The organism is Acinetobacter sp. Li1LvA2, from assembly GCF_056156705.1.
The window spans coordinates 195,052-221,110 of the sequence record NZ_JBSICF010000004.1 but is presented as its reverse complement, the minus strand read 5'-3'; the positions used below and the strand labels follow the sequence as shown (position 1 = coordinate 221,110).

The window sequence follows — 26,059 nt, the reverse complement described above, 5'->3', positions numbered from 1 at the left end:
TATTATTTTGACAAAATTATGCTAAGTCAAAACGGTCAAGATTCATAACTTTAGTCCATGCAGCAACAAAGTCTTGAACAAATTTTTCTTTACCATCTGCTTGAGCATAAACTTCGGCCAATGCACGTAAGATTGAGTTTGAACCGAAGACTAAATCATTACGTGTTGCAGTAAATTTTACTGCGCCTGTTTTACGGTCTTTGCCTTCAAATACTTCGCTTGTTGAATCAACAGGTGCCCATACAGTGGACATGTCGAGTAAGTTCGTAAAGAAGTCTGTGCTGAGTACACCAACTTGCTGAGTGAATACACCGTGTTGTGAACCATCCCAGTTAGTGTCCAGTACACGTAAACCACCAATCAATGCTGTTAACTCTGGTGCAGTCAAAGTCAGTTTTTGTGCTTTATCAATTAATAATGCCTCAGTTGATGCGCTGACGCCGTCTTTTTTCCAGTTTCTAAAACCATCGGCAAGGCCGAGGAGTAATTGGAAAGATTCGACATCAGTTTGACTTTGTAGTGCATCAACACGACCCGCGGCAAATGGAACGCTAATATTGAAACCTGCCGCTTGAGCAGCTTGCTCTACGCCAACGTTACCTGCAAATACAATTAAGTCAGCTAATGATAGTTGAGTTGAGGCTTTGATTTCTTCAATTTTAGTTAAAGTTTCAACAGCTTTTTGGTTTACTTCCCAATCACGTTGCGGTGATAAGGCAATACGTGCGCCGTTTGCTCCGCCACGCTTGTCTCCACCACGGAAAGTTGACGCTGAAGCCCAACCAAGAGAAACCAACTCGCCAGCAGATAGCCCTAGTGCAATAATTTTTGCTTTTGCATCAGCAATGCTGGCAACTGATGGTACAGCACTAGCAGTAGGTAATGGGTCTTGCCAAATTAAATCTTCAGCCGGAACTTCAGGGCCTAAATAACGTGCTTTTGGTCCCATATCACGGTGAGTTAATTTGTACCATGCACGGGCAAAAGCATTGGCGAAAGCTTGTGGATCGTTAAGGAAGCGACGAGAGATCTTTTCAAACTCAGGATCAAAACGTAAGGTCAAATCTGTAGTAAGCATTGTTGGCTTACGTTTAACTGATGGGTCGAATGGATCTGGGATGATCGCCTCAGCATCTGCTGCTACCCATTGAATTGCACCAGCAGGGGAACGTTCTTGTACCCACTCGTATTTGAATAGGTTTTCAAAGAAGTAGTTGCTCCATTGGGTTGGCGTTTGTGACCAAATGACTTCTAAGCCTGAAGTGATCGCATCTTTACCAACACCAGTACCAAAACTGTTTGACCAGCCAAAGCCCATTTGTTCAATTGACGCTCCCTCAGGATCAGCCTGAACATGGTCAGCAGAGCCAGCGCCATGGGTTTTACCTAAGGTATGACCGCCTGCGATCAAAGCAACAATTTCTTCATCATCCATTGCCATGTTGCCGAAAGTCGCACGAATAAACGGTGCAGCCGATTTTGGATCACCACTGGCTTGTGGACCTTCGGGGTTTACATAAATTAGACCCATTTCGGTTGCAGCGAGATTACTGCCCTCTAAAGCTTCTGAGTTACGATGAGCTAACCATTCTTTTTCATCGCCCCAGTTTACATCGTTGTCTGGTTCCCAAACATCTTCACGACCTGCGCCAAAACCAAAGGTGCGGAAGCCAGAAGACTCAAGTGCAATGTTTCCGGCAAGAATAAATAAATCTGCCCATGATATTTTTTGACCGTATTTTTGTTTAACTGGCCATAGCAAACGGCGTGCTTTATCTAAGCTCGCATTGTCAGGCCAACTATTTAATGGCGCAAAACGTTGCTGTCCGCGACCAGCACCACCACGGCCATCGCCCATACGATATGTACCGGCAGCATGCCATGCTAATCGAATAAATAAGCCTGTATAATTTCCCCAATCGGCTGGCCACCAATCTTGAGAATCGGTTAATACATTTTTGATATCAGCTTTGAGGGTATAGTAGTCGAGTTTTTTAAATTCTTGACGATAATTAAAATCTTTACCGAGTGGATTAGAACGTTCTGAATGTTGATTGAGTAGGTCGACGCGTAGTTGTTTTGGCCACCAGTGTAAACTAGGCGTGCCACCACCGACCGTTACCTCTGGTTTTGATTTATGGCCTGAAAAAGGGCATTTTGATTCGTCTGACATGGTTATATTCTCTCTGGGTAATAATTATTGAGCTCTTCGTGAAAATGTTAGGGCTCATTTTCCTGGACTTCTGGTTTAAAAACTCATGTTTATTAAATAAAGAAATGAGTGAACACATGGTGAGAGAAACCGTTTAAAAATTCTTTTCACTAAGATGTTTGCTCATTATTTTTTATTTAATAATGCATCAGATTCCTTTAGTTGTTATTCCTCCAATTTACTGTATGGAGGTTAAAAAACAAAAGGAAAAATAAGATGAAACCTGTAAATAACGATGCATACAATTACCTCTTCAATTGCTGAACAACTTAAGATCTTTTAATAACGCTCTTTAAATATAGTAGAAGTAGAGGTTCTATTTTTCAAATGGATTAAATTGTCAATATTGATTTAAAAAACCGATTGAAGTTTGGTTTAAAAAGCAGGTATCAGCGAGAGTGAAAAGAAATTTTTATATTTAGTTTTATTAGGTTATTTGAAAGAAAAAAAGGAGAGCATTGCTCTCCTTTATTGTTTATATATTAAACATTTACGATTCGATTTGATTTGACCATGTCGGCTAGGCCGTGAGTTTTAAAATAGTACTCAAGCCAGCTTTTCACAATGAGTGGATTATTCATTTTCATAACATCATCAAGTAATTTTTGTGCATCTGTCATAGGTACATGACAAATTGCTTTTCGTACACGCAAAATATTACTCGAGCTCATCGAAAGGGTATTAAAGCCCATCGCCATAAGTAAAATTGCCGATAATGGATCACCTGCCATTTCACCACAAATACTGATTGGTTTTTTGTGGTCATGGCATTCTTTAACCAGGCGAGATAAAGCACGTAGAATAGATGGGTGGAAATGCGAGTAAACGTTTGCCACATGTGGATTATTACGATCAACCGCGAGTAAATATTGGGTTAAGTCGTTTGAACCGACCGAGAAGAAATCGACGAGTTCGGCAAACTCATCAATTTGTAGCAATACGCTTGGCACCTCAACCATAATTCCAATTTTAGGTTTGGTAATTTTAACTTGCTCTTCTTCTTGCACCGCAATCCAGTCACGCTCAAGTAAATAAAGCACTTCTTCGACTTCACTTACTGTGGTCACCATTGGCAATAAAATATGCAAATTATTTAGACCAATACTAGCTTTGAGCATGGCGCGAATTTGAGACGAGAAAATCTCAGGATGGTCAAGCGTGAAACGAATACCACGCCAGCCTAATGCCGAGTTTTCTTCTTCGATACTGAAATACGGTAAGTCTTTATCGGCACCAATATCGAGAGTTCGCATCACCACAGGTTTATTGGCGAAGTGGCTTAATTGTTGACGATAAATTGCACGTTGTTCTTCTTCACCCGGGAAGCGTTCCCGTAACATGAATGGAATTTCGCTTCGGTAGAGGCCCACACCTTGCGCGCCACGTTGTACTCCGCGGACGACATCAATCATGAGACCCGTATTCACATAAAGCTGAACAGATACACCATCTGGCGTAATCGCTTCTTTGGTCTCGTATTGTTTAAGATCTTTTGCGATCTGTTCATCTTCTTTTTGAATTTCTTTATAACGTTGGCGTAAACGACGTGGCGGATTAACAAAAACACGGCCCTGATAGGCATCCACGATCATTTCTGCATCATCAAGTGTATTAACAGGCAGTTCGGTTACACCAACTACGGTTGGAATACCTAATGCACGAGCCACAATCACCATATGTGAATTGGCTGCACCTTCTGATGTCACAATTGCTGCAATATTGTCTACAGGCAGCTCTACGAGTGCCGCAGTACTAATTTCTTCACCAATTAAAATACTGTCTGGACTCAGTTCACGGTGACTAGAATCTTCTTCTTGCAAAGAGGCTAAAATACGTCGGCCTAAATCTTTAAGATCAGAAACTCGCTCACGTAGATAATCGTCTTCCATTTGTGCAAATAGGGCAGTATGTTTTTCAATCACGCGGCGTACTGCACCTTGTGCCCAATGCCCGTCACGAATAAGTTCTTTAATTTCGGCTGGCAATGCATTTTCATCTAGCATTCTTAAGAAAACACTAAATAAAGCGCGTTCTTCTGCCATTAATGAATCATGCATTTTTTCATCTAAAGAACGAATCTCTGAACGAACTGATGAAATGGCTTGATCTAGAAGTCGAAGTTCATGACTAATATCTTCTGCTTCACGGTCAGGTACTGAGGCTAAATCGGCAGGTGGATATAAAATAATAGCGCGGCCTAAAGCAACACCGCCTGCACCTGAAGCACCTTGAAAGGTTTTATAGGCAGGGCCATTACTTGGTTTACGAAATACGTCAATATTTCCGACCGCGTGAGCATGAGCAATAACGCCAGAAAGCTGAGCACACAGCGTGACTAAAAAGGACTCGGCTGCTTCGCTAAAATCTTGAGGAAGTTTGTTTTGTACAACCAAAACGCCCATAACCTTACGGCGATACATGACAGGTACGCCGAGGAATGAGTTATAAATTTCTTCGCCTGTTTCCGGCAAATACAAGAAACGCTCATGTTTTGGTGCGTTGTCAAGGTTAACAATTTCTTCACGTTGCCCGACCAGACCGACCAAACCTTCACCGAGTTGCAGTGAAACATGGCCCACAGATTCTGGATTTAAGCCTTTAGAGGCCATCAAAACATAGCGCTGGTTGCGTTCATCGAGTAAATAAATAGAGCAAACATCCACTTTCATGGCTTCAGCAACCTGATTGACCATGATGTCTAATGATTCATGCAAACTGACGGACGCATTAACCTCTTGGACAATGCGCCGTAAAGTGTCGAGTTGCATGTTTGACATGGATGTATACTCCAGTATTTTTTTAGACTATGAATGTATTTATAACAGCACTTTTAATAAAAATCATTTGCTAGATAAATGATTTTTAGGGTAATTGTTGCATCGGCAACTGTGTACACAACTCCACCATGGCTTTGCGATAAACATCACGCTTGAAGTTCACCACTTGTCCAAGAGGATACCAATAGCTAACCCACTGCCATTCATCGAATTCGGGCGGGTCGGAGAGGTTTAACTGAATATTTTTTGCATGCGCAGTTAATTTCAGTAAAAACCATTTTTGTTTCTGTCCGATACATACGGGGTCAGAGTCTGACCGAATGTACCGATGTGGCAAACGATAACGCAGCCATCCTTTGGTTTGCGCAATAATCTGGACGTGTTCGGGCAATAAGCCGATTTCTTCTCTCAGTTCTCGAAAAAGTGCCTGTTCAGGAGTTTCTCCAAACTGAATGCCTCCTTGTGGAAATTGCCAAGCATTGTGACCAATGCGCTTTGCCCATAAAACCTGTCCATCATCGTTTGCCAAAATGATCCCGACATTCGGTCGGAAACCTTCTGAATCGATCATTTGGCTACCTAAATATTGTCTATATCGTTGACTTTAATCGCGGGGACAAACACTTTTTTATGTCCAGCTCGAAAAGATCAAAGTAAAATGTTTAAATTGCTACGATCTTAACGAATTTCTATCGACTAGCGGAGATAGATTTACATTTTTTTTCTTAAATTTCAGTTTAAACGAGAATTTTCATGAAACTGGCGTTGTTTGATTTAGACCATACCTTGTTAAATACCGATTCAGACCATTCTTGGGGTGAATTTTTAGTCAATGAAGGTTTGGTTGATCCGGTTCATCATCGTCAGATGAATGATAAATTTTATGAAGATTACAAAGCAGGACAACTTGACCCATATGCTTATAACGAATTTGTCTTTGGATTTTTAACAAAGCACGACAATAATTATTTAACCGAACTTCATCAGTTGTTCATGCAAAAAGTGATTCGTCCACAAATGCGTCCTAAAGGTTTTGATGCAATTAAAAAACATCAGGACTTAGGACATACGATTGTGGGTATTACTGCAACAAGTGATTTTATTACTGCGCCGATTTTCCGTGAATTTGGAATTACAGAAATTTTGGCAACCAATGCTGAAGTTGCTGAGGGTAAATATACAGGTAAAGTTGCTGGTTTGGCATGTTACCAAAAGGGCAAACTTGCACGTCTAGATGCTTGGTTGGAAGGTCGTAGCGTGTCTGAGTCTTGGGCTTATTCAGATTCAATTAACGATCGTTTTTTACTTGAATATGCAACGCATGCGATTGCAGTAAATCCTGATGATCGCCTTGAAAAATTGGCTCAAGAAAATAATTGGGATATTCAGGACTGGTCGATTTAATTGACTACTACTGCATCATTTTAATCAACTCCTGCATAGCTCTAGATTGAGTACGTGCAGGATGCCACACCATGCCTAATTGACGATTCATCTCAACATTTAAATCAAGCTGCTGCATATCCTGATTCAGCAGAGTTTTGGGTAAAACTGACCAACCTAGACCAATCGACACTAACATACGAATAGACTCAAGAGGGTTATTGCTCATGGTGATTTTCGGTTTGAGTCCTTGTTTTTCAAACTCAGCCAAAGTGATTTGAGCTGTATAAGTTTGTGCAGCGGGTAATAAGCTTGGATATTCAATTAAATCTTGTAGGGTGAGATTCTTCTTTTGAGCCAGTGGATGAAAAGGGGCAGCAACAAAAACTAAAGGATCATTCCAAATTGTAATGTAGTTAAGACGCTCATCTCCTGAAGGAGGAAGTGTTAAGAACGCTAGCTCTAAATCTCCAGCCAATACCTGTTCATGGGCTTGCTCTGAATCAACAAAATGTACATCTAAGGTGACTTGAGGAAATTGCTGAACAAAATGCTTAAGTGGTGCAGGTAAATGATGCAAACCAATATGGTGACTTGTACCGACTTTTAAGCGGCCTTGTACCTGAGTTTGTTCATGGCTAAGTGTATGGTGGATATCACCCAACTCATTTAACCAGTTTTTAACTTTAGGTAGTAACGAATGTGCAGCATGAGTTGCCTGAACACCTCGGCCTGCGGATTCAAATAGCTTTACGCCAAAATATTCTTCTAAACTGTGAATTCGTTTGGTAACAGCAGGTTGAGTAATAAATAACTGATCTGCTGCCACAGAGATAGACCCTGTTTCCATAACTTTTACAAAAGCTTCAAAGGCTGCAAGATTCATAATACAACTCAACTTGGAATAGAAAAATCAAGAGGCTAAAGTTGCCGAGCCAAAATCGTATCATGCTTGCAGCAAAACGAGTGAGAAAGTTGTGAATTACCGCACTAATCTTAGCCTAAGCCGTTGTTTCTTTTTCGACTAAGGCTGATACGCGACGATCTTTAGCTGCCCAAACTTTTTCATGAAAGAAAAAAGCAAATGCTTGTACAGTTGGTTCAAGCATACTTAAGGTTAAAGCCATCCAGATATTACCTGTTACAAAGTATGCAACTATCATTGCTACACTAATATGCATAATGTAATAGCTGAAGGTTTTCTTTAAGGTACGTTGATTATTTATAACGAATTTTTGGATATTAGCCATGATCATTCTCTTTAGCCACTTTAGATATTTTTAGTATAGAGAGTAGAGTATAAGATTAAAAAATGATTATGCAAATGATAATCATTAACAAAAACGATTTATTAAATATGATGTATCTCAAAAGGATTATAATTAATTCCAAAAAGTTTTCTAATTTATAAAAATGATAAATTAGATTTATGTGAAACTCTGGCTATAATCGAAGAAAGATTAGAATTACCCAGTCCAATGGAGCAAGACGACATGGCAGGCAAAACTTTATATGACAAATTGTGGGATGACCACGTTGTTTCACAGCGTGATGATGGCTCATGTTTACTTTATATTGACCGTCATTTATTGCATGAAGTGACTAGTCCACAAGCATTTGAAGGTTTGCAACTTGCGGGTCGTCAACCATGGCGTTTAAGTGCAAACGTTGCGACACCGGACCACAACGTTCCAACATCTAAAAAAGAACGTGACCAAGGTATTGCCGGTATTGAAGATGATACATCTCGTATTCAAGTTCAAACCTTAGATGACAACTGTAAAGCCTTTAATATTGTTGAATTCAGCATTAATGATATCCGTCAAGGTATTGTGCATGTCGTTGGACCTGAACAGGGCTTAACTTTGCCGGGCATGACAGTCGTATGTGGTGATTCACATACCGCTACTCACGGTGCTTTCGGTTGCTTGGCGCATGGTATTGGAACATCTGAAGTTGAACATGTGTTAGCAACACAATGTTTGATCCAGAAAAAATCTAAAAACATGTTAGTACGTGTGGATGGTGTATTAGGCAAAGGTGTAACACCAAAAGATGTTGTGTTGGCAATCATTGCTAAAATTGGTACTGCTGGTGGTACAGGCTATGCAATTGAGTTTGGTGGCCAGGTTTTCCGTGATATGTCAATTGAAGGGCGTATGACGGTATGTAACATGGCGATTGAAGCTGGTGCTCGTGTTGGTATGGTTGCAGTTGATGACAAAACAGTTGAATACGTGAAAGGCCGTAGCTACGCACCAAAAGGTGAGCAATGGGAACAAGCTGTTGCTTACTGGGACACTTTGCATTCAGATGAAGATGCAGTGTTTGATGCAGTCGTTGAATTAAATGGTGCAGAGATCGAGCCACAAGTGTCTTGGGGAACTTCACCTGAGATGGTTATTCCGGTCACTGAAGCTGTACCAACTTTAGAACAAGCGAAAGATGATGTTCAGCGTAATGACTGGACACGTGCTTATCAATATATGGGTTTAAATGCAGGACAAGCATTAGCTGATATTCAACTTGATCGTGTCTTTATCGGTTCTTGTACGAATTCTCGTATTGAAGATATTCGTGCTGCAGCTGAGGTGGTTAAGGGCCGTAAAGTGGCATCTACCATTAAGCAAGCCATGATTGTTCCGGGGTCTGGTTTAGTGAAACAACAGGCAGAAAAAGAAGGCTTGGATAAAATCTTCTTGGAAGCTGGTTTTGAATGGCGTGAACCGGGTTGTTCAATGTGTTTAGCAATGAATGCAGATAAATTACAACCGGGTGAACACTGTGCGTCAACGTCTAACCGTAACTTTGAAGGTCGTCAAGGCAATGGTGGTCGTACTCATTTGGTGAGTCCTGCAATGGCGGCGGCGGCTGCAATCGCTGGTCACTTTGTTGATGTTCGTTCATTTTAATTCGGTCTGGAGCAAACCATGAAAGCTTATACAGTTGAACAAGGTATCGTTGCACCATTAGATCGTGCCAATGTTGATACAGATTTAATTATTCCAAAACAGTTTTTGAAATCAATCAAACGTACTGGTTTTGGCGATAACTTATTTGATGAACTTCGTTATTTAGATGAAGGTTATCCGGGACAAGACAATTCAGTGCGTCCCAAAAATCCGGATTTCGTTTTGAACCAACCACGTTATCAAGGAGCAACTGTTTTGATTGCTCGAACTAACTTTGGTTGTGGTTCAAGCCGTGAGCATGCGCCTTGGGCATTAAATGAATATGGTTTCCGTACTGTTATTGCCCCAAGCTTTGCTGATATTTTCTTTAATAACTGTTTCAAAAATGGCATGTTACCTGTCATTTTGTCAGAAGAAATTGTTGATCAGTTATTTAAAGAATGCGCTGCCAATGACGGATATCAATTAACAATTGATTTAGCAGCTCAAGAAGTACGTACGCCAACAGGTGAAGCTTTTAAATTCGAAGTTGATCCATTTCGCAAGCATTGCTTGTTAAATGGCTTGGATGATATTGGTTTAACTCTTCAAAATTCCGACGCAATTCGTGCTTATGAAGAAAAAACTAAACAAGTTCGTCCTTGGGTATTCCAAGAGTTAAATTAACCTTTTGGTGCATTTTAAACATAGCCATGGCGTAGCGTTCAAACTCTTGCTAACATGCTAAAGCATAAAAACACCTTAAAATTATGCACTAGATGAGGATTGGGCTTGAACAATGAAGAGGAACGTTACTCATAGCTTTTTGTTGAGCCTGTGCGCAATAACACTCAGTGCTTGTCAGAGCACGTACAATGTAGTGGATACTGTCCGTATTAAGCAGGCTGAACAAGAAAATTTGGGGCAGAATGCAGCAATATATTGTTCGGGTGCGAAGAGTTGTGAATTTGAACGACTAAATGATATTACTGTAGTGGATGCGCAAACACGACGAATTAGTAATCAGGCAATTCATCAAGGAATTGTAAGATTGCACGGTTCAGTGCTTGGTCAAACCAACAGTTTATATTTATCTGTACCCGCTAAACAATATGAAGTGGTGATCCGTTTCTATCCGATTTCTCCAGATCGGGCCGAAACAATCCATGTTATTCACCAGTTTAATGCCAACCATCGCTATACATTTAAAATGTACCGAGACAAAACCAACCGTTCGGGTAGTTTGCTGAATGTTTCTGTACCAGATCCTTTATGTGTTGACTTGGAACAAGATGAGCGTGTTATTCGCCGTTTCTGTCGACCATTTAATGTGACAACAGGGCTAGGTGAATTTGTCGAACAGAAAAAACTAACCCCGCGGTAGTTATAACGCTGCTCGTCTTTGAAAATGGAAAAAGTTCATGTCTAAACAGATTTTAATTTTAGCTGGTGATGGTATTGGTCCTGAAATTGTTGGGGCGGCAGAAAAAGTATTAAATACAGTAAATGAAAAATTTAATTTATCGTTAACTTGGGAACATGGTTTACTAGGCGGTGCAGCAATTGATGCGCATGGTGAACCGTATCCAGCTGTAACGAGTGAACAAGCAAAAAAAGCTGATGCAATCTTATTAGGTGCGGTAGGCGGACCAAAATGGGACACCATTGAGCGCTCTATTCGTCCTGAACGTGGTCTTTTAAAGATTCGTAGTGAACTCAACTTGTTCGCTAATTTGCGCCCAGCTATTTTATATCCGCAATTAGCAGACGCTTCTAGCTTAAAACCTGAAATTGTTGCTGGCTTAGATATTTTAATTGTTCGTGAATTAACTGGCGGTATCTATTTCGGTCAGCCACGTGGTATTCGTGAACTCGAAAATGGTGAAAAACAAGGCTATAACACAGACGTTTATTCGGAAAGCGAAATTAAGCGCATTGCAAAAGTTGCTTTTGAACTTGCAGGTTTACGTGGCGGTAAAGTTTGTTCGGTGGATAAAGCCAACGTTTTAGAAGTTACAGAACTTTGGAAGCAAACAGTTACTGATTTGCAGCAAGCAAGTTATTCAAACATTCAGCTTTCACATATGTATGTCGACAATGCTGCAATGCAACTTGTACGTGCGCCTAAACAGTTTGACGTGATCGTAACGGGTAACTTATTTGGCGATATCTTATCTGACGAAGCGGCAATGCTTACAGGTTCAATCGGTATGTTGCCATCTGCATCGTTAGATGAAAATGGCAAAGGTATGTATGAACCTTGTCATGGTTCGGCGCCTGACATCGCAGGTCAAAATGTGGCAAACCCATTAGCAACGATTCTTTCTGTTGCAATGATGCTTCGTTATACCTTCCGTGAAGAAGCTGCTGCTAAAGCAATTGAAGATGCGGTAGGACAAGTACTTGATCAAGGCTTGCGTACAGCAGATATTATGTCTGAAGGCATGACAAAAGTTGGTACAGCTGAAATGGGTGAGGCAGTTGTCGCTGCTCTTGCTTAAAAGCTTCTTATAAAAAACGCAGCTCAACGCTGCGTTTTTTGTGCCTATGTTTTAGCAGGCTTTACCTTCATATTGAATAGACTCGGCAATATCATTCTTCAGCTGAAAAATAACTTTGCAGTTGAAATTTAAATCGTAAGAATTGCCACCCAGATTACCTGATTGTATAGCGACAGAATTACCTCTCATGTCGACATTAGTCACCATCGGGATTGGAATGTTTAATGGACGTAAAATCGTATAGATGAGTTGATTGGATGTTTTCTGTGGAGTATTTGCGACTTGAAAACCAAGACTTCGTAGATTGATATCTTGTCGAATAGTTGCAGAAGATTTGCCTAGAAAGCCCTTTAAATATTCTTGTAAATCTATAGATTGGCGTGGATGGCTAGTACAACCGCTTACATTCATTATGATTAAACAAAGTAGGCCAATTTGGCATCGGGTAGCTGTATTCATTTTTATCTCAATAAAAAATTATATTTATTATTAAAGAACAATAGGTTGGATTTGAATACTTGTAAAGTAAAAAAGGAAGATTATGATAAATAGAAGGTGAATTTGTCTTGCGATTTATCATTACATACAAATCGTTTTAATAATAATTTCATAGAAAACTTAAGGAAGAAAAGTATGAGAAAAATAGTTTTTGCTTTTTTATGCAGCTTTGGAATGACGGCGGTCTATGCAGATAACTGTGATAGTGCCCGAAATACTTACGATGATATTTACTGTACAAATAAAATTTATGCGAGTGCTGATGCGGATCTGAATAAGAACTATCAAGCATTGCGCGTAAAATTAAATACGGCGCAAAAAAATATTCTTAAAAAATCTCAGCTCGCGTGGATACGTCAACGTGATGCAGATTGTACAGATTCAAATAGGAATAGCGTAGACGTGCAATGTCGTTTGCAGACAACGCAAGAAAGAAACCATTGGCTGCAAGAAAGACTGCGTGAATGCCAAACGGTAGGATGTAAAACCAGTCGCTTAAGTGAATAAACAACGCAATAAAAAAGCCACATCATAAAGTGGCTTTTTTGCATTCACTAATTAGCGAGCACGGTACGTAATACGACCTTTAGTGAGGTCATATGGAGTCATTTCGACTTTTACACTGTCGCCAGTAAGAATACGAATATAGTGTTTACGCATTTTACCAGAAATGTGTGCAATAACTTCGTGACCGTTTTCAAGACGTACACGGAACATCGTATTAGGAAGCGTTTCGGTGACAACGCCTTCGAACTCAATGAGTTCCTCTTTATTGGCCATAGCCTACCTGATGATCAAATTGGAAAGGCGCAAATTATAGTCAATTTATTTAAAAAAAACAAGATAGACATCCTTTTGCTAAAGCATCTGGTTAAAGTATGACTAATAAAAAAAGATGTAATTTTTTTCACAAAAGAAGAGTAATTCTGTTGTCAGTTTGGTCAATCAACGCTAATCTAAAATCATAGTTATTAGGGACTGTTAATTGCGTAAAGGTCAACAGCCCTAAATATCAATGAAGTATCTACATGGAAGGGCACTGCGTGGGTCAGCTAACAGATGCATCAGTTGTATTACGCTTTGGCTATCAAGCGATTCGTCGTGCGGGTTTGCCAACAGAAGAAATATTAACCAAAGCGGGAGTTGCTTTAAATCAGGTTGATACAAATGCACGTACACCGTTAAGTGCACAGTACGCCTTTTGGACTGCCGCTCAGGAAGTCAGTAAAGATCCAGACATCGGTCTGCATTTAGGCGAACATTTGCCTTTGTACCGTGGTCAGGTCATTGAACATCTATTTATTAGTAGTGAAACTTTTGGTGAAGGTCTAAAACGGGCCTTGGCTTATCAGCGACTTATTAGTGATGCTTTTGATGCAAAACTAGTCGTTGAGGAAGGGCGTTGTTATTTAACCAATGGTGAACAAATTGGTGCTGATAATCTTGTCAATCGTCACTTCTCTGAATGTGCAATTTCGGGCATCCTTAGATTTTTTAAGTTTATTACCGAAGGACAATTTCATCCTATCTTCATCGATTTTAATTTTAGTGAAGGTGCCTCGGAGGATGAATATTTTCGAGTGTATGGCTGCCCAGTCAGTTTAGGTCAGAAAGAGACACGTTTATATTTTGATCCAGCTATTCTAGATTTTCAGCTTTGGCAAGCAGAGCCTGAGTTATTGCAGTTGCATGAGCAGCTCGCAATTGAAAAATTACAGGAATTGGCTCGTTATGATTTAGTGGGTGAAGTTCGTCGCGCAATTGGTTCAACGTTGGAAAGTGGAGAAACAACCTTAGAAACGGTTGCAGCTCAGTTGAATATTACTCCACGTCGCTTACGTACTCAGCTAAGCGAAGCCAATACTAGTTTTCAGCAAATCTTGTCAGATTATCGTTGTCGATTAGCTAAAAAACTTTTAGCAAATACCAGCGAGAGTGTTGAGCGTATTGTGTATTTAACTGGTTTCTCTGAACCGAGTACGTTCTACCGCGCATTTAAGCGTTGGACAAATGAGACACCAGTTGAATATCGGAAACGTAAACAGCATCGTTAATTTATTCTATGTCATGACGGAGTCGTGCCATTGAGGCTTTCATAGCTGGATTGGTCTTCAGCTAGAGTTACTTTTCTTTCGGGATGAAGAGCGTAAGCTCTGCAAGAGCAAAAGCTTGTGACACGGTAAAGAGTAATAATTCTTACCATGTCACAAGATTAAAAATTTATCGAACTACGCACTTCGTTTGTCTTGCACTGCGGTTAAAGTACACTTTAACCTTGTTCAGGTTGCGCATGACTTTGTCGAGTATCTTATTTAGTGCTTAATTTGGATGCTGAGATTCAGTGTCTTACTCTGGTAAGTTTAGCCAATGTGGTCCAAGCGGTGGCTGTGGCAGATCAAACTGCTCCGGATAATTACACTGAATAAAATAAAGACCGTCGGGTGGGGCTGTTACACCTGCTGCCTTACGATCCTGTGCAGCAAACATTGTATCGATATGATCAATTTCATACATACCTTGACCAATTTCGAGTAAGCATCCAACAATGTTGCGAACCATATGGTGTAAAAAACCATCTGCTTCAATATCTAAAACCAAATAGCGCCCGTGTTCAAATAAACGGCAATGTTTTACATGTCGAACAGGCTGATTTGATTGGCACGCTGCTGCACGGAAGCTTTCAAAGTTATGAGTGCCTTCAAATTTACTTGCCGCTTCAATCATCTTTTTCACATCTAACTTTTGGTAAACGTGAGTAACCTGTTTATGCAGGAGTGCAGGGCGATGAGGCGTGTTATATATAATGTAGCGGTAACGTCGAGCAGTCGCTTTAAAACGGGCATGAAAACTTTCATCCATCAGCTTAATCCACTGAATGGAAATATCTTTAGGCAGCTGGCTATTTGCCCCTCTTAACCACCCCGTCTCTGGACGAATGGCATGAGTGTCGAAGTGTGCCACCATATTTGTCGCATGTACTCCTGCATCGGTACGACCAGCACCATGGAGTGCTATAGGTTCATTTGCGACTTTGCTAAGCACACGTTCAATAGTTTCTTGTACGCTGGCAACGCCTGGCTGTTGTGTTTGCCAACCTCGATATTGAACTCCGCTAAATTCAATACCGACTGCATAACGTTGCATGGCTTTACCTCTATTTAATGCAAATTTTCGTTCCAATGGCTGAACCATTGTTCTGGGGTTGAGTATTTTAAATAGATTTGAAGTGCTTTTGCATAGAGATCTGCGTGACTATGTGCATCACTAATGACAATTTTTGCTGTTTTGGCCCAAGCACTAATCGCATAACGTTGATCAATACCACCAAACGTCACCTGAGTTGTAAGAATTGGAACACAACCATGAGCATACAGTTCATCTAAGGTTGCTAGTAACTCTTGATTAACTGCTATGTTTCCCGTACCAAAACCTTGTAATACTAAAAATTGAGGTGGGGCTGGTAGTAAGTTTTTTAACTGCTGCACTAAGTGCTGTGTTGCAATCGGTTGCATCATCCAGTTTAAAATTTGGAATGAAGCCGCTTTTTCAATTTGAGCATCTTGTACGATCAATTCATTTTGCTGAGGTGTAAACTCAACTTCACTACTTAAACCTGAAAATGCATCGAGTTCAGTCGTATGCGTTTTTAATGCAGTTTGTGCATGGAATACTTGATGATGGAATGCAAGATACGCACCTACAGGTAGGGCAATCACTTGTTCTAATGCAAGATATAAGTTCTCAATTGCATCAGTAAATTCACGAGTATTATCACCTTGAACATTGAGTAACGGGTATTGGCTACCAGTAATCACAATATGACAGCTTTGGCCTAAAAAGCGAGCTAAGGTTGCAGCAGCATAACTAAGAGTATCTGTACCATGAATAACGACGAAGTGTTGATAACCTTCGAGTTGGAGCTGTTGTATACGTTGAATAAGACGTAGCCAATCAGGCGCTGTACAAGCGCTGCTATCTACAATATTTGGGGCAGCAAAACAGTCAACTGTTAAGTGGGGTGGTATAACTTTTTCAAGTTGAGGCAAGAATTGGTCATATGGCATAGGCGCTAAAGGTTCACCTACACAGCCAAAAGTACCACCCATATAAAATAAGGCAATTTTTTTCATCTTTTTCAGGCACAAAAGCAGTCATCTTTGACTGCTTATGGTAAAACGATCGGCTTTAAGAAGCTATGCGATTTAGTAGATTTTTCGCGCGTTGTTGTTGCTCTGTGTTGAATTTTTGCTCATTACTTGCCAACAAGGCATGTGCTGCTGGGTAAGCACCTAACTTGATGTACTGTTCTGCAAGTTGTAAGTCGAGCTCATTTTCATCTAACTGTTTTAATTCTGGAAATGCGTCTAGAAGTGGATCCTCTATTTGAGTTGGAGTCGCCTCTTCATTGACTACATCTATATGGTTTTGATTTTCAATCTCTGGTGTTGTAACTAACGCTGGCTCATCTAACGAAAACTCAAGAGGCGCGATTGAAGTTGCTTCTAATGGCGCTTGTTCTACGAGTGTAAGTTCATCTAGTGATGGAGCTTGTTCAAGACATTTTGTCTCTGAACTTGAAGGATTTAAGTCAAGGTTAAAATCTAAAGCATTGACGCTATTCTCTTGATCTGCTTTTACCTCTAGTGCTTGAGTTTTTTCCTCAGTTTCATGCAGAGGTGCCAAGTCAAAAGAAAATTCTAAATCAGCTAGCTCATTTGTTTCTTGAGATGACGATACTTCCGGTACTTGCTGAGATGTTGATACTTCTGGTTCATGTTCTGGTTGGCTGGTATTTTCTGTAGCAGCAGTTTTTTCGAATGAAAAGTTAAATTCTAAAGGTGCAACTTCAACAGCAGGTTCTTGTTTTAAATGTGTATAGTCTTTCTGCAAATCATCAAAAGAAGCTTCAGAAGAACTTGTTGTTAACTGGTCAAACTGAGCTGTAGTGTCTGGTGTATTTTTTGGTTCTTGGTATGTTTGAGCTTGAGGAAAATCGATAGCATCAGGTTGTCTTGATGACTCATATTCTTTTTGTCTAGTTTCTGCTTGAGTCGCTATTTCATTCAGTGCCAAACTACGAATATGGCTAATTAGTTGTGTTATAGCAAACTCATCTTTTTGTGCAATATGAACTTCAAGTAATAATAAATAAAGCGCATGCTGAGTATTGTCTTTTTTTAACGCCTGGTTGACTTGAGCTTCAGCAGCTGAATATTGCTTTTCTTGAATGAGCTGCTGAATTGTTTGACGTACAGCTTCTGGAACAGGAGTACTTTGTGGAATAGGTGGAAGAGTGTCTTCTACTACATTTACTTTGCTTTTTTCACGCGAGCTTTTACTCGATTTAGAGCTCACTTTTTTATTAGTTTTTTTGTTTACCGTTTTAGGGGAAGTGGCCTCTTGTTTCTGGCTATTCTCGCGCTTTTTTAAAATAACAGCGACCACGAGTAATATGATGAACGGAATCACATATAACATTACTTTCCCCTTAAAAAATAAATATCTGCAATATAAAGCGAGCTAACTCTGGTTTTAACTTAATGTTTTTGCTTGTGAGTTTGTTGCTGTACTTTTAACTGCTGTTGTAACTCTGCCAAACGTGCATTTAAAAGTTGAATACGTTGGTCTTTTAAACGTAAAGTTTGATTTAGTTTGGTTACATTTCTTTGTAATGTAACGGTTTTTTCTCTTTTTGTCATAACTTTTACTGCTAACTCAGTATTGTTTTGACTTTGTTGTGTGCTCTTTTTAGCACTTCCATGTGTAGAATTTTGACTGTTTTCAGCCACGATGCTCATTTCTGCTTGTTGCAATCGGTATTTAGCTTGGCCAGAAGATGATTTTGCAGTATGGGTTATTTCTGTTTTTGATTTATTTTGCTGAGTTTTAGTGACAGGCGTGTGGGTAAGTTTTAGAGAAATTCCCTGACGTAAACGGTTTACATCACCTTGAATAAAAGCATGCTGGTTTTGTTGTTGGATATCACGCATGACTTTTGCAACAGGCTGTTTGGTTTTCGCTGCAATACGATTAGCAATGCTCCATAAAGACTCATTCTGTTGTACTACATATTTACCTGAAGTTACTGGTGCTTTAGGTGGGTTTAAGGTTTGTTTCTTCGCAGTATTTTGACTGAGCTTTTTTGATGGAAGCGATTTCTTTTGTCCTGCTAAACTTTTAACTATTGCTTTTGGCGAAGTATGGGCATTTGACTTAGTGATAGTAGGTTGGGTTTGTGCCTGATCGTGCGCAGTGCTTGTCACAACTTGTTGAGCTGTCTGAGCCGAAGAGTTTTCACTAATTGGCGCAGATGAATTTGTATTTACCGTAGGGGCAGTGCCAGAGCTGATATTAAGATTTTGTTCACTATTAGAGTTTGTCGTCGTTGGGATGGAAGTTGATGAAGCATATTGGGTGCTTTCTGGCAGATTTAAAGCAATATCCTTCTCATTAACAACAAATTGAGGAGATAAAGTACTTTCGTTATTTTCAGACTTTTTTATCAGAGAAGGTTTAATTACAGTTTTAATATGCTGTAAACGCGTTGCAGAACCTTCACTGATTTTTACAACAATATTGAGCTCAGGATCATTAACAGGTCGGGATGAGGTAATCACAATAACCCCAGAACCTTGACCATTTTGGCGTGTATAAAAATTAAGATTTCCCGGAGGCTGATGAGTTACACCCAAAGCACTTAAATCTTCAGGAGTCGCTAAACTCACTTGTAAGGTAGAGTTGGGGTCAGCTTGTTGGAAATTCATTTCTGCATATAACAAATCCCCGGGCGCAGACTGAATTTGTATAGGGTCTAATGTAATCGCATAAAGAGAAGGCGAAGACATAATGGTGAAAATGGCAATTTTTAATTTGTTATAAACAGTCATCTCAATCCATGACCTAATAAGTCGTAAAGTCGTTCAAAATTATACAATAATGAAATGTAAATAAATTGTAAAATTTTTACAAACCAGTTACGAAAAAGCCGATCTAATGTGATCGGCTTTTCGTTTTGACTGAATAATTCAGACCAAATTATGAGCTCTTGTACTCTACTAAGATACGTAACATGCGACGTAAAGGTTCAGCAGCACCCCAAAGTAACTGATCACCTACTGTGAATGCGCCTAAATATTCTTTACCCATATTAAGTTTGCGCAAACGGCCAACTGGTACAGTTAATGTACCAGTTACAGCCACAGGTGTAAGGTCAGTCATAGACGCTTCACGAGTGTTTGGTACAACTTTCGCCCATTGGTTTGATGTACGAATCATATCTTCGATTTCATCAAGTGGAACATCTTTTTTCAACTTGATTGTCAGTGCTTGAGAGTGACAACGCATCGCGCCAATACGGACACAGTGGCCATCGATCGGAACAATTTGTGAATTGCCCAAGATCTTGTTGGTTTCAACCTGACCTTTCCACTCTTCTTTTGACTGACCGCTTTCGAGCTGTTTATCAATATAAGGAATCAACGATCCAGCTAATGGCACGCCAAAGTTAGCAGATGGGAAACCTTCACCACGTTGTAACTCAGCAACTTGACGATCAATATCCAAAATTGCAGATTTAGGGTCATCTAACAACGTTTTGGTATTGTTATATAAGTAGCCCATACCAGTAATGAGCTCACGCATGTTTTGTGCGCCAGCGCCTGATGCTGCTTGATAAGTCATAGCAGTCATCCACTCCACCAAATTGTTTTGGAAAAGTGAACCCACACCCATCAACATAAGCGATACTGTACAGTTACCACCTACGAAAGTTTTGGTGCCGTTAACCAAGCCGTCTTTAATAACGTTAAGGTTTACTGGGTCAAGAACGATGATCGCATCATCTGACATACGTAAAGTAGAGGCTGCATCAATCCAGTAGCCATCCCAACCAGTCGCTTTTAACTGTGGGAAAACTTCAGACGTATAGTCACCACCTTGACAGGTAATAATGACATCCATTTGCTTCAGACTATTAATGTCTTTAGCTTCCATAAGTGCTGGGGCAGTCTTACCACCAAATGAAGGAGCTTCACCACCTGCATTACTGGTAGAGAAATAAAATGGCTCAATATGAGCAAAATCATTCTCTTCAACCATACGTTGCATAAGGACGGAACCGACCATCCCGCGCCAACCGACCAGACCTACTTTCATGTCATTTTGCCTCGGTGCGTTAAAATTAATAGGGGGAGTTGAGTGTATCAAAAGTGTCCACAACTGCAAGCGTTACAGAAACAAAACACCATGTTTATTGAGTAGAATATCTTGTTTATGTTACATACAAAATTGATAAAGATGACAAAATATTAAAAACCAAATCATCTTAAAAGAGAAAATTCAATGATTTATATCGAAGTTTTAGCTGGTCTGGTGATTTGGTTAAGTTTCTGGTCACTTATTCCTCGTGATGAGTGGTGGTTTCGTGGCGCCGATTTTCCTCGTTTGCAGATTCTATTTGTTGGTCTATTAGCCTTTGTTGGTATGCTGTTTTGGCCGACTGAATGGACTCTATGGCGTGAAATAGTGCTTGCTGTGCTTATGGCGGCCATCGCCTACCAACTAAAAATGGTTTTGCCTTATACCTTGCTCTGGAAAAAGCAGGTTAAACAGGTCAAATCATCCCAGTTAGATCAGCAAAAGCAAATTTCCTTAATTGTATCGAATGTTCTAACCCCAAATGATAAATATCATTTATTGCTTGAACAGATCAGGACATTAAAACCAGATTTGTTACTTACATTGGAAAGTGATAAGACTTGGGAAAATGCTTTAAAAGAAATTGAAGAAGATTATCCTTATCGTGTTCCCGTGCCTTTAGATAATTTATACGGCATGCATTTATATAGTCGATTACCTCTATCGAATACTGAAGTTAAATTTATTTTAAGTGATGAAATTCCCTCTATTCATACTACTGTGACTTTACGATCTGGTATGCCAGTTCAACTCTATTGTTTGCATCCGAAGCCACCGAGTCCAACTGAGGCAAAAGATTCAACTTTACGTGATGCAGAGCTTTTAATTGTTGGCGACCAGATTAAAGACTTAGATGAAAGCTGTATTGTGATGGGAGATTTAAACGATGTAGCGTGGTCACGTACTACGCGGTTGTTCCAGCGGATTAGTGGGTTACTTGACCCTCGAGTTGGGCGACATTTCATTAATACGTTTCATGCAGATTACCCATTGCTGCGTTGGTCTTTAGATCATATTTTTCATAGTACCGATTTTGGTTTAGTCAAAATGCAGCGTTTACCACATATTGGATCTGATCATTTTCCTGTATATGTTGTTTTGCAGACTGGCCGAATATTTGAACATATTCAAGAGAAATTAGAACAAACTCAAACTGATGAAGAAGAGGCTCAAAGCGCCATACAAGAAGGGATTGCGAAGGCTGAAAAAGAAGAAAAAATGGTGACTGATAAAATTGCACAGCCTTATAAATAAAAAGAATATAAAAATTGATGTAAGCAATATCGTACAAAGATTTGAGTCTAGGGCGAATAGGCAGGGGGGGATAAAAACCTTATTCTACATTCATCGGCACACGGAAACGGGAATGGACGATCCCACGTAAGGATACACAAAGCTGATATGGAAATAGCATCACGGATTAGATGTTGGAACGGAAACGATAAAAATAACGATTAACCTGAAAGCACAACCTCATTTACCCGAGTTTTGCAGGACGCAGAACTCGGGTTAATATTTTATACATACCTTATTTAATTTATCGTAAAAAAGAAATATTTTTAAGCTAGTTTTAATTTTAAAACCTATCTAATTATAGCTAAGCGCCCATACGTTCTCATCTATATTTGAGCAATTTTCAGTGAAAAGAGATACAAATTTTTTTTTCATTAAGTTTTTGTTTTTATAGGTTATTGATGAGCAAATATGAGCGTTAATCTATTTAGATATAAATTGGACTTGTTTAATTAACAAATCTCAATAGAATGTGCCGATCGTTGACATGTTGGATCGTCAACAGGCATTGTTGTTTATCTCGTCAGATCGGCGAGTTGTGATTTGTTTGTGCATTTAAATTTCTGTTTGGAAATTACTGTACATATTGAGGTTTCACTCTTAGTTAGTGGTCTTCTCCCTCTCATATTTGATACTTTGCGGTGCATAAGGATTGTCTTATGAAGAATTTTAAATTTAGCCTTGCTTGGCAAATTTTAATTGCTTTAATCCTAGGGATAGTTGTCGGGGCTGTTTTACATAATCAGCCTGAAATCAAAGACAGTATTGTAACTAATGTTCTTACGCCACTTGGTAAGATCTTCATTAGCCTGATTAAAATGATTGTTATTCCAATCGTTTTCTCTACCTTAATTTTAGGTATTGCAGGTGTTGGCAGTACGAAAAGTTTAGGTCGACTTGGTTTTAAAACCATTCTCTATTTTGAAATTATTACCACTATTGCTATTTTGGTGGGTTTAGTTGCAGCGAATATCTTCCATCCAGGTTCAGGCATTGATATGTCTCAACTGGTTCAAACTGATATTTCTCAATATAAGCATACAACTGAAGAAGTTCAGTCACAGTCTCATGGCATCATGCAGACAATATTATCGCTTATCCCAACGAACATTATTAGTTCGATGGCGCATGGCGAAATGTTACCTGTGATTTTCTTTGCTGTGTTATTTGGTATTGGTTTGTCTTCATTACCAGCAACAACTAAAGATCCATTATTAAACGTATTTCATGCTGTATCGGAAACAATGTTCCGTGTAACACACATCATCATGAAATATGCGCCAGTGGGTGTATTTGGTTTGATTGCAGTAACTGTTGCAAACTTCGGTTTCGCTTCGCTTATCCCTTTAGGCAAGTTAGTCGTGTTGGTATATGGCGCGATCTTATTCTTTGCTTTGGTGGTACTTGGTTTAACTGCAAAAATGTTCAGCATCAACATCTTTACTTTGTTTAAGATTTTGAAAGACGAATTAATTTTGGCATATTCAACTGCAAGCTCTGAAACAGTTTTACCGCGTATTATGCAAAAGATGGAAGCTTATGGCGCGCCTAAAGCAATTTCTAGTTTTGTAATCCCAACTGGTTATTCATTTAACCTTGATGGTTCTACGCTTTACCAGAGTATCGCGGCAATCTTTATTGCGCAGCTTTACGGTATTGAAATGTCAATTAGCCAACAGGTCATTTTAGTTGTAACTTTAATGATTACTTCTAAAGGTATTGCGGGTGTTCCTGGCGTATCGTTTGTTGTGCTATTAGCAACATTAGGTAGTGTTGGTATACCTGTAGAAGGCTTGGCATTTATTGCTGGTGTTGACCGTATCATGGATATGGCACGTACCGCGTTGAACGTTGTAGGTAATGCACTTGCAGTACTTGTGATTAGTAAATGGGAAAAACAATACGACTATGAAAAAGCAGCAGCTTATGAAGCATCGCTTAAATAAAGCTGAATTTTTATTGTTGTAATAAAAACCCGCGTTGATCGCGGGTTTTTTATGGAGTTATTTCAGTACAGATTCATATAGAGCCAGTGTCTGATCACACATGTCTTGCAAGCTAAACATGGTAACAGGGGCAACGATTTGAGGCTGTTCAATATGCTGTCTAACTGTTTCCAGTAAAGCCTTTTCATTTCCTACTTCAACAAGACCTTGTGTATATACATTCGATAAAATCTCGGCTACGCCTCCACGGTTCCAGCCAATGACTGGCGTACCGACTGAAAGCGCTTCTAATGCTGTTCTACCAAATGTTTCTGCTTGATTGGATAGAGAGAGTACAATATCGCTAAAAGCGAGCCATTCGCGAATATCTGAGCGATGTCCTACGAAGGTAATTTTATCTGCGAGACCTTTGCTTTGAATACTATTTTGCAACTCACTTAAATAAGCTTGTTTTTTTGCATCGGCACCACCCACAACCACAGCATGTAGCTGAGGATATTGTTCACCTAGTTTTTGCATCAATTCAATTAAGCTTTCATGACCTTTTAAACGTGTAATACGGCCAGGTAAGCAAAGTAAAAACTTATTTTCGAGTTCAGGAAAGTCATTAAAAACTTGATTAAACCATTGTGCTGATGGCTGATAATTATGTGGAAACGCAGCTGGGTCAATTCCTCGATAAATCCGAACAATATCTTGGGGAGGACAGTTTTGATAATGGTCAGTGATGTATTTAACCACGCTGTCAGAAACCGCTATAACTTTTTCAGCTTGCGTCATAATCGCACTATAACGATTGACTGAATAAAAGCCATGCACCGTGCTAATGAGGTGAGGGCGTTTGTTCACAGGTATTTTTCTTAAAGCAAAATGAGTGAGCCATGCAGGTACACGAGAGCGTACATGAACAATATCGGGTTGATGCTGTTCAATCAGCTGACGTAATGGGCGGATTTGCCACAAGCTTGACAGTGACTTTTTATGAATTGGCAGTGTTAAATGAGTAGAACCTTCAGCTTCGAGCTGTGAGACCAAACGCCCGCCGTTAGATACAACTAAAGACTGATGGCCTTGGGCAATAAGTGCGCGTGCAATTTCGAGTGTGCCGCGTTCTACGCCGCCGCTGTTGAGTTCTGGGAGAAGTTGCATCACTTTCATTGTTTTTTGCCTTATACATTCATAAAAGATGGACCATCCACAGATACATCATTTCAAACTAAATCATTATCCGGAATTTACTATCGTGATAGCGACAAAGATGTCGCTGTTTCGCTGTGTTACAAGGAAGTAACATCAGCGGAACAAAGGATTTTTGCTTACTTTTTATCCCTAAAAAGTAAGGCCTGCCTATTCGAAAGTATTTGAATTTCACTTTAAATTGAGGCTGTGCCTATGATCAATTTAAAATCATTACAGCTTTATTTAATAGATTTCTTCATATCCCTCAGGACGTGTCTTAAATCGACGGTGGAACCACATATATTGAGTCGGTGCGATGCGAAGTTGATTTTCAATAATTTTATTGATGCGTGTTGCATCATCAACTTCATCTTCACTTGGCATATTGTCAACCGCAGGTTCAATCAGAACATGATATTTCGGGTTCTTAATATCCCCATGGCGATAGAAGTATAAAGGCACGGCGACTGCTTTTGAGATTTTTAATAAGCGGCGGTGTGCAGTTACTGTGGCAGCAGGTACGCCAAAAAACGGTGCCATAACACCTTGTTTAAGTCCAAAGTCTTGGTCGGGGCTATACCAAATTGCATCACCATCTTTAAGATGACGAATTAAACCACGCATATCATCATGGTCGATTTGTGCTTTATAAATCGTGCCACGGCAACGATAAATGAGCATATCGAGCAATGGGTTATTTTGAGGTCGATAGACAACATCGGGTTCAAAATATTGCGCACAAACATAGCCGCCTGCATCAAGAAGCGTGCTGTGAGTACCCAGTAATAAAACACCTTTGCCCTGAGCTTGGGCATTGGTAATGTGCTCTAAACCTTCAATCGTGACTCGGTTTTTAAACCAGCGTGGGCTGTACCATGCATTTAAGGTTTCAAATACCCCAAGCATCATATCGACGAAAACTTGTTGAGCTTGTTGTTGAACCTTATCGGCAGACCATTCTGGAAAGCAGACTTCTAAATTGCGAATAGTGGTTTTACGGCGTGATTTTAGATATTTCCAAGCCAGATGAGCGACGCCATGCGCCAGACGCCATTGTATGGCCCAAGGTAAAATAGCCAAAAGCATTAAAAAGACAATAGCAATCCAAACACCCCAATATTTAGGCAATAAAAAGGACCATTGAAATTCACCGGGCGTATAAGGCTGCTTTTGGCTCATAACG

The 26,059-nt window shown here is 39.8% G+C and carries 23 protein-coding genes; 9 read left to right on the top strand and 14 right to left on the bottom strand.

What is annotated here, in order from left to right:
- Positions 1–16 precede the first annotated feature (16 nt).
- From katG to ACS604_RS10570, 3 genes are all read right to left on the bottom strand, one after another.
- Positions 17–2,173, bottom strand: coding sequence for a catalase/peroxidase HPI (gene katG, locus ACS604_RS10580; protein ID WP_474771712.1), 2,157 nt, complete (start codon positions 2,171–2,173; stop codon positions 17–19).
- A gap of 521 nt (positions 2,174–2,694) precedes the next feature.
- Positions 2,695–4,989 carry a phosphoenolpyruvate--protein phosphotransferase gene (gene ptsP / locus ACS604_RS10575; RefSeq protein ID WP_004794867.1) on the bottom strand — a complete coding sequence of 765 codons (2,295 nt, stop codon included), beginning with the start codon at positions 4,987–4,989 and terminating at the stop codon, positions 2,695–2,697.
- An 85-nt stretch (positions 4,990–5,074) separates the two neighbouring features.
- Positions 5,075–5,560, bottom strand: coding sequence for an RNA pyrophosphohydrolase (locus tag ACS604_RS10570; protein WP_004794866.1), 486 nt, complete (start codon positions 5,558–5,560; stop codon positions 5,075–5,077).
- A gap of 182 nt (positions 5,561–5,742) precedes the next feature.
- On the opposite strand from ACS604_RS10570, the gene ACS604_RS10565 reads away from it, so the two are divergent.
- Positions 5,743–6,393, top strand: a complete 651-nt coding sequence (locus tag ACS604_RS10565; protein ID WP_004794864.1) for an HAD family hydrolase — start codon at positions 5,743–5,745, stop codon at positions 6,391–6,393.
- Positions 6,394–6,400: 7 nt separating this feature from the next.
- Here the strand turns inward: ACS604_RS10565 and ACS604_RS10560 are convergent, their stop codons facing one another.
- Positions 6,401–7,258 carry a LysR family transcriptional regulator gene (locus ACS604_RS10560; protein WP_474771709.1) on the bottom strand — a complete coding sequence of 286 codons (858 nt, stop codon included), beginning with the start codon at positions 7,256–7,258 and terminating at the stop codon, positions 6,401–6,403.
- Positions 7,259–7,373: 115 nt separating this feature from the next.
- On the bottom strand, positions 7,374–7,628 hold the full coding sequence (locus ACS604_RS10555) for a DUF2061 domain-containing protein (protein WP_171500743.1): 255 nt from the start codon (positions 7,626–7,628) through the stop codon (positions 7,374–7,376).
- A gap of 237 nt (positions 7,629–7,865) precedes the next feature.
- Between ACS604_RS10555 and leuC the strand changes: the two genes are divergently transcribed.
- The 4 genes from leuC (at position 7,866) to leuB (ending at position 11,764) form a co-directional block, all read left to right on the top strand.
- Positions 7,866–9,284, top strand: coding sequence for a 3-isopropylmalate dehydratase large subunit (gene leuC / locus ACS604_RS10550; protein ID WP_474771707.1), 1,419 nt, complete (start codon positions 7,866–7,868; stop codon positions 9,282–9,284).
- Between the two features lie 18 nt (positions 9,285–9,302).
- The gene (leuD, locus tag ACS604_RS10545; protein ID WP_474771705.1) at positions 9,303–9,950 is read left to right on the top strand and encodes a 3-isopropylmalate dehydratase small subunit; all 648 of its coding nucleotides are present in this window, start codon (positions 9,303–9,305) and stop codon (positions 9,948–9,950) included.
- A gap of 112 nt (positions 9,951–10,062) precedes the next feature.
- The gene (locus ACS604_RS10540) at positions 10,063–10,647 is read left to right on the top strand and encodes a hypothetical protein (RefSeq protein WP_004794858.1); all 585 of its coding nucleotides are present in this window, start codon (positions 10,063–10,065) and stop codon (positions 10,645–10,647) included.
- A 37-nt stretch (positions 10,648–10,684) separates the two neighbouring features.
- Complete coding sequence (gene leuB, locus ACS604_RS10535; protein WP_151964032.1) at positions 10,685–11,764, top strand: 3-isopropylmalate dehydrogenase; 1,080 nt, start codon at positions 10,685–10,687, stop codon at positions 11,762–11,764.
- 51 nt (positions 11,765–11,815) lie between these two features.
- On the opposite strand, the gene ACS604_RS10530 is transcribed toward leuB, so the two are convergent.
- Entirely contained in the window at positions 11,816–12,223 is a 408-nt protein-coding gene (locus tag ACS604_RS10530; RefSeq protein ID WP_004794854.1) for a hypothetical protein, read from the bottom strand.
- A gap of 174 nt (positions 12,224–12,397) precedes the next feature.
- On the opposite strand from ACS604_RS10530, the gene ACS604_RS10525 reads away from it, so the two are divergent.
- The gene (locus ACS604_RS10525; RefSeq protein WP_004794852.1) at positions 12,398–12,769 is read left to right on the top strand and encodes a lysozyme inhibitor LprI family protein; all 372 of its coding nucleotides are present in this window, start codon (positions 12,398–12,400) and stop codon (positions 12,767–12,769) included.
- A gap of 51 nt (positions 12,770–12,820) precedes the next feature.
- Here ACS604_RS10525 and infA read toward each other — a convergent pair whose 3' ends face one another.
- Positions 12,821–13,042: a translation initiation factor IF-1 gene (gene infA, locus ACS604_RS10520; RefSeq protein WP_001284370.1), complete on the bottom strand. Its 222-nt coding sequence runs from the start codon at positions 13,040–13,042 to the stop codon at positions 12,821–12,823.
- Positions 13,043–13,305: 263 nt separating this feature from the next.
- Here infA and ACS604_RS10515 point away from each other — a divergent pair, with 263 nt between their 5' ends.
- Positions 13,306–14,316 carry an AraC family transcriptional regulator gene (locus tag ACS604_RS10515; RefSeq protein WP_004794851.1) on the top strand — a complete coding sequence of 337 codons (1,011 nt, stop codon included), beginning with the start codon at positions 13,306–13,308 and terminating at the stop codon, positions 14,314–14,316.
- A 292-nt stretch (positions 14,317–14,608) separates the two neighbouring features.
- On the opposite strand, the gene truA is transcribed toward ACS604_RS10515, so the two are convergent.
- The 5 genes from truA to asd all read right to left on the bottom strand — a co-directional run bounded on the left by truA (position 14,609) and on the right by asd (position 20,416).
- Positions 14,609–15,406 carry a tRNA pseudouridine(38-40) synthase TruA gene (gene truA, locus ACS604_RS10510; RefSeq protein WP_004794850.1) on the bottom strand — a complete coding sequence of 266 codons (798 nt, stop codon included), beginning with the start codon at positions 15,404–15,406 and terminating at the stop codon, positions 14,609–14,611.
- Positions 15,407–15,420: 14 nt separating this feature from the next.
- On the bottom strand, positions 15,421–16,392 hold the full coding sequence (locus tag ACS604_RS10505; RefSeq protein WP_440203081.1) for an asparaginase: 972 nt from the start codon (positions 16,390–16,392) through the stop codon (positions 15,421–15,423).
- A 55-nt stretch (positions 16,393–16,447) separates the two neighbouring features.
- Positions 16,448–17,740: a hypothetical protein gene (locus ACS604_RS10500; RefSeq protein ID WP_474771695.1), complete on the bottom strand. Its 1,293-nt coding sequence runs from the start codon at positions 17,738–17,740 to the stop codon at positions 16,448–16,450.
- Positions 17,741–17,799: 59 nt separating this feature from the next.
- On the bottom strand, positions 17,800–19,149 hold the full coding sequence (locus ACS604_RS10495) for a type IV pilus assembly protein FimV (RefSeq protein ID WP_474771693.1): 1,350 nt from the start codon (positions 19,147–19,149) through the stop codon (positions 17,800–17,802).
- Between the two features lie 148 nt (positions 19,150–19,297).
- Positions 19,298–20,416 carry an aspartate-semialdehyde dehydrogenase gene (gene asd, locus ACS604_RS10490; RefSeq protein WP_174759015.1) on the bottom strand — a complete coding sequence of 373 codons (1,119 nt, stop codon included), beginning with the start codon at positions 20,414–20,416 and terminating at the stop codon, positions 19,298–19,300.
- A 186-nt stretch (positions 20,417–20,602) separates the two neighbouring features.
- Between asd and ACS604_RS10485 the strand changes: the two genes are divergently transcribed.
- Both ACS604_RS10485 and gltP read left to right on the top strand, forming a co-directional pair.
- Positions 20,603–21,712, top strand: coding sequence for an endonuclease/exonuclease/phosphatase family protein (locus ACS604_RS10485; RefSeq protein ID WP_474771692.1), 1,110 nt, complete (start codon positions 20,603–20,605; stop codon positions 21,710–21,712).
- A gap of 698 nt (positions 21,713–22,410) precedes the next feature.
- Entirely contained in the window at positions 22,411–23,697 is a 1,287-nt protein-coding gene (gene gltP / locus ACS604_RS10480) for a glutamate/aspartate:proton symporter GltP (protein WP_004794835.1), read from the top strand.
- Between the two features lie 57 nt (positions 23,698–23,754).
- Here gltP and ACS604_RS10475 read toward each other — a convergent pair whose 3' ends face one another.
- Together ACS604_RS10475 and ACS604_RS10470 are read right to left on the bottom strand one after the other, a co-directional pair.
- The gene (locus ACS604_RS10475) at positions 23,755–24,855 is read right to left on the bottom strand and encodes a glycosyltransferase family 4 protein (protein ID WP_474771689.1); all 1,101 of its coding nucleotides are present in this window, start codon (positions 24,853–24,855) and stop codon (positions 23,755–23,757) included.
- Positions 24,856–25,119: 264 nt separating this feature from the next.
- Positions 25,120–26,055: an LpxL/LpxP family acyltransferase gene (locus ACS604_RS10470; RefSeq protein ID WP_174758233.1), complete on the bottom strand. Its 936-nt coding sequence runs from the start codon at positions 26,053–26,055 to the stop codon at positions 25,120–25,122.
- Positions 26,056–26,059 lie beyond the last annotated feature (4 nt).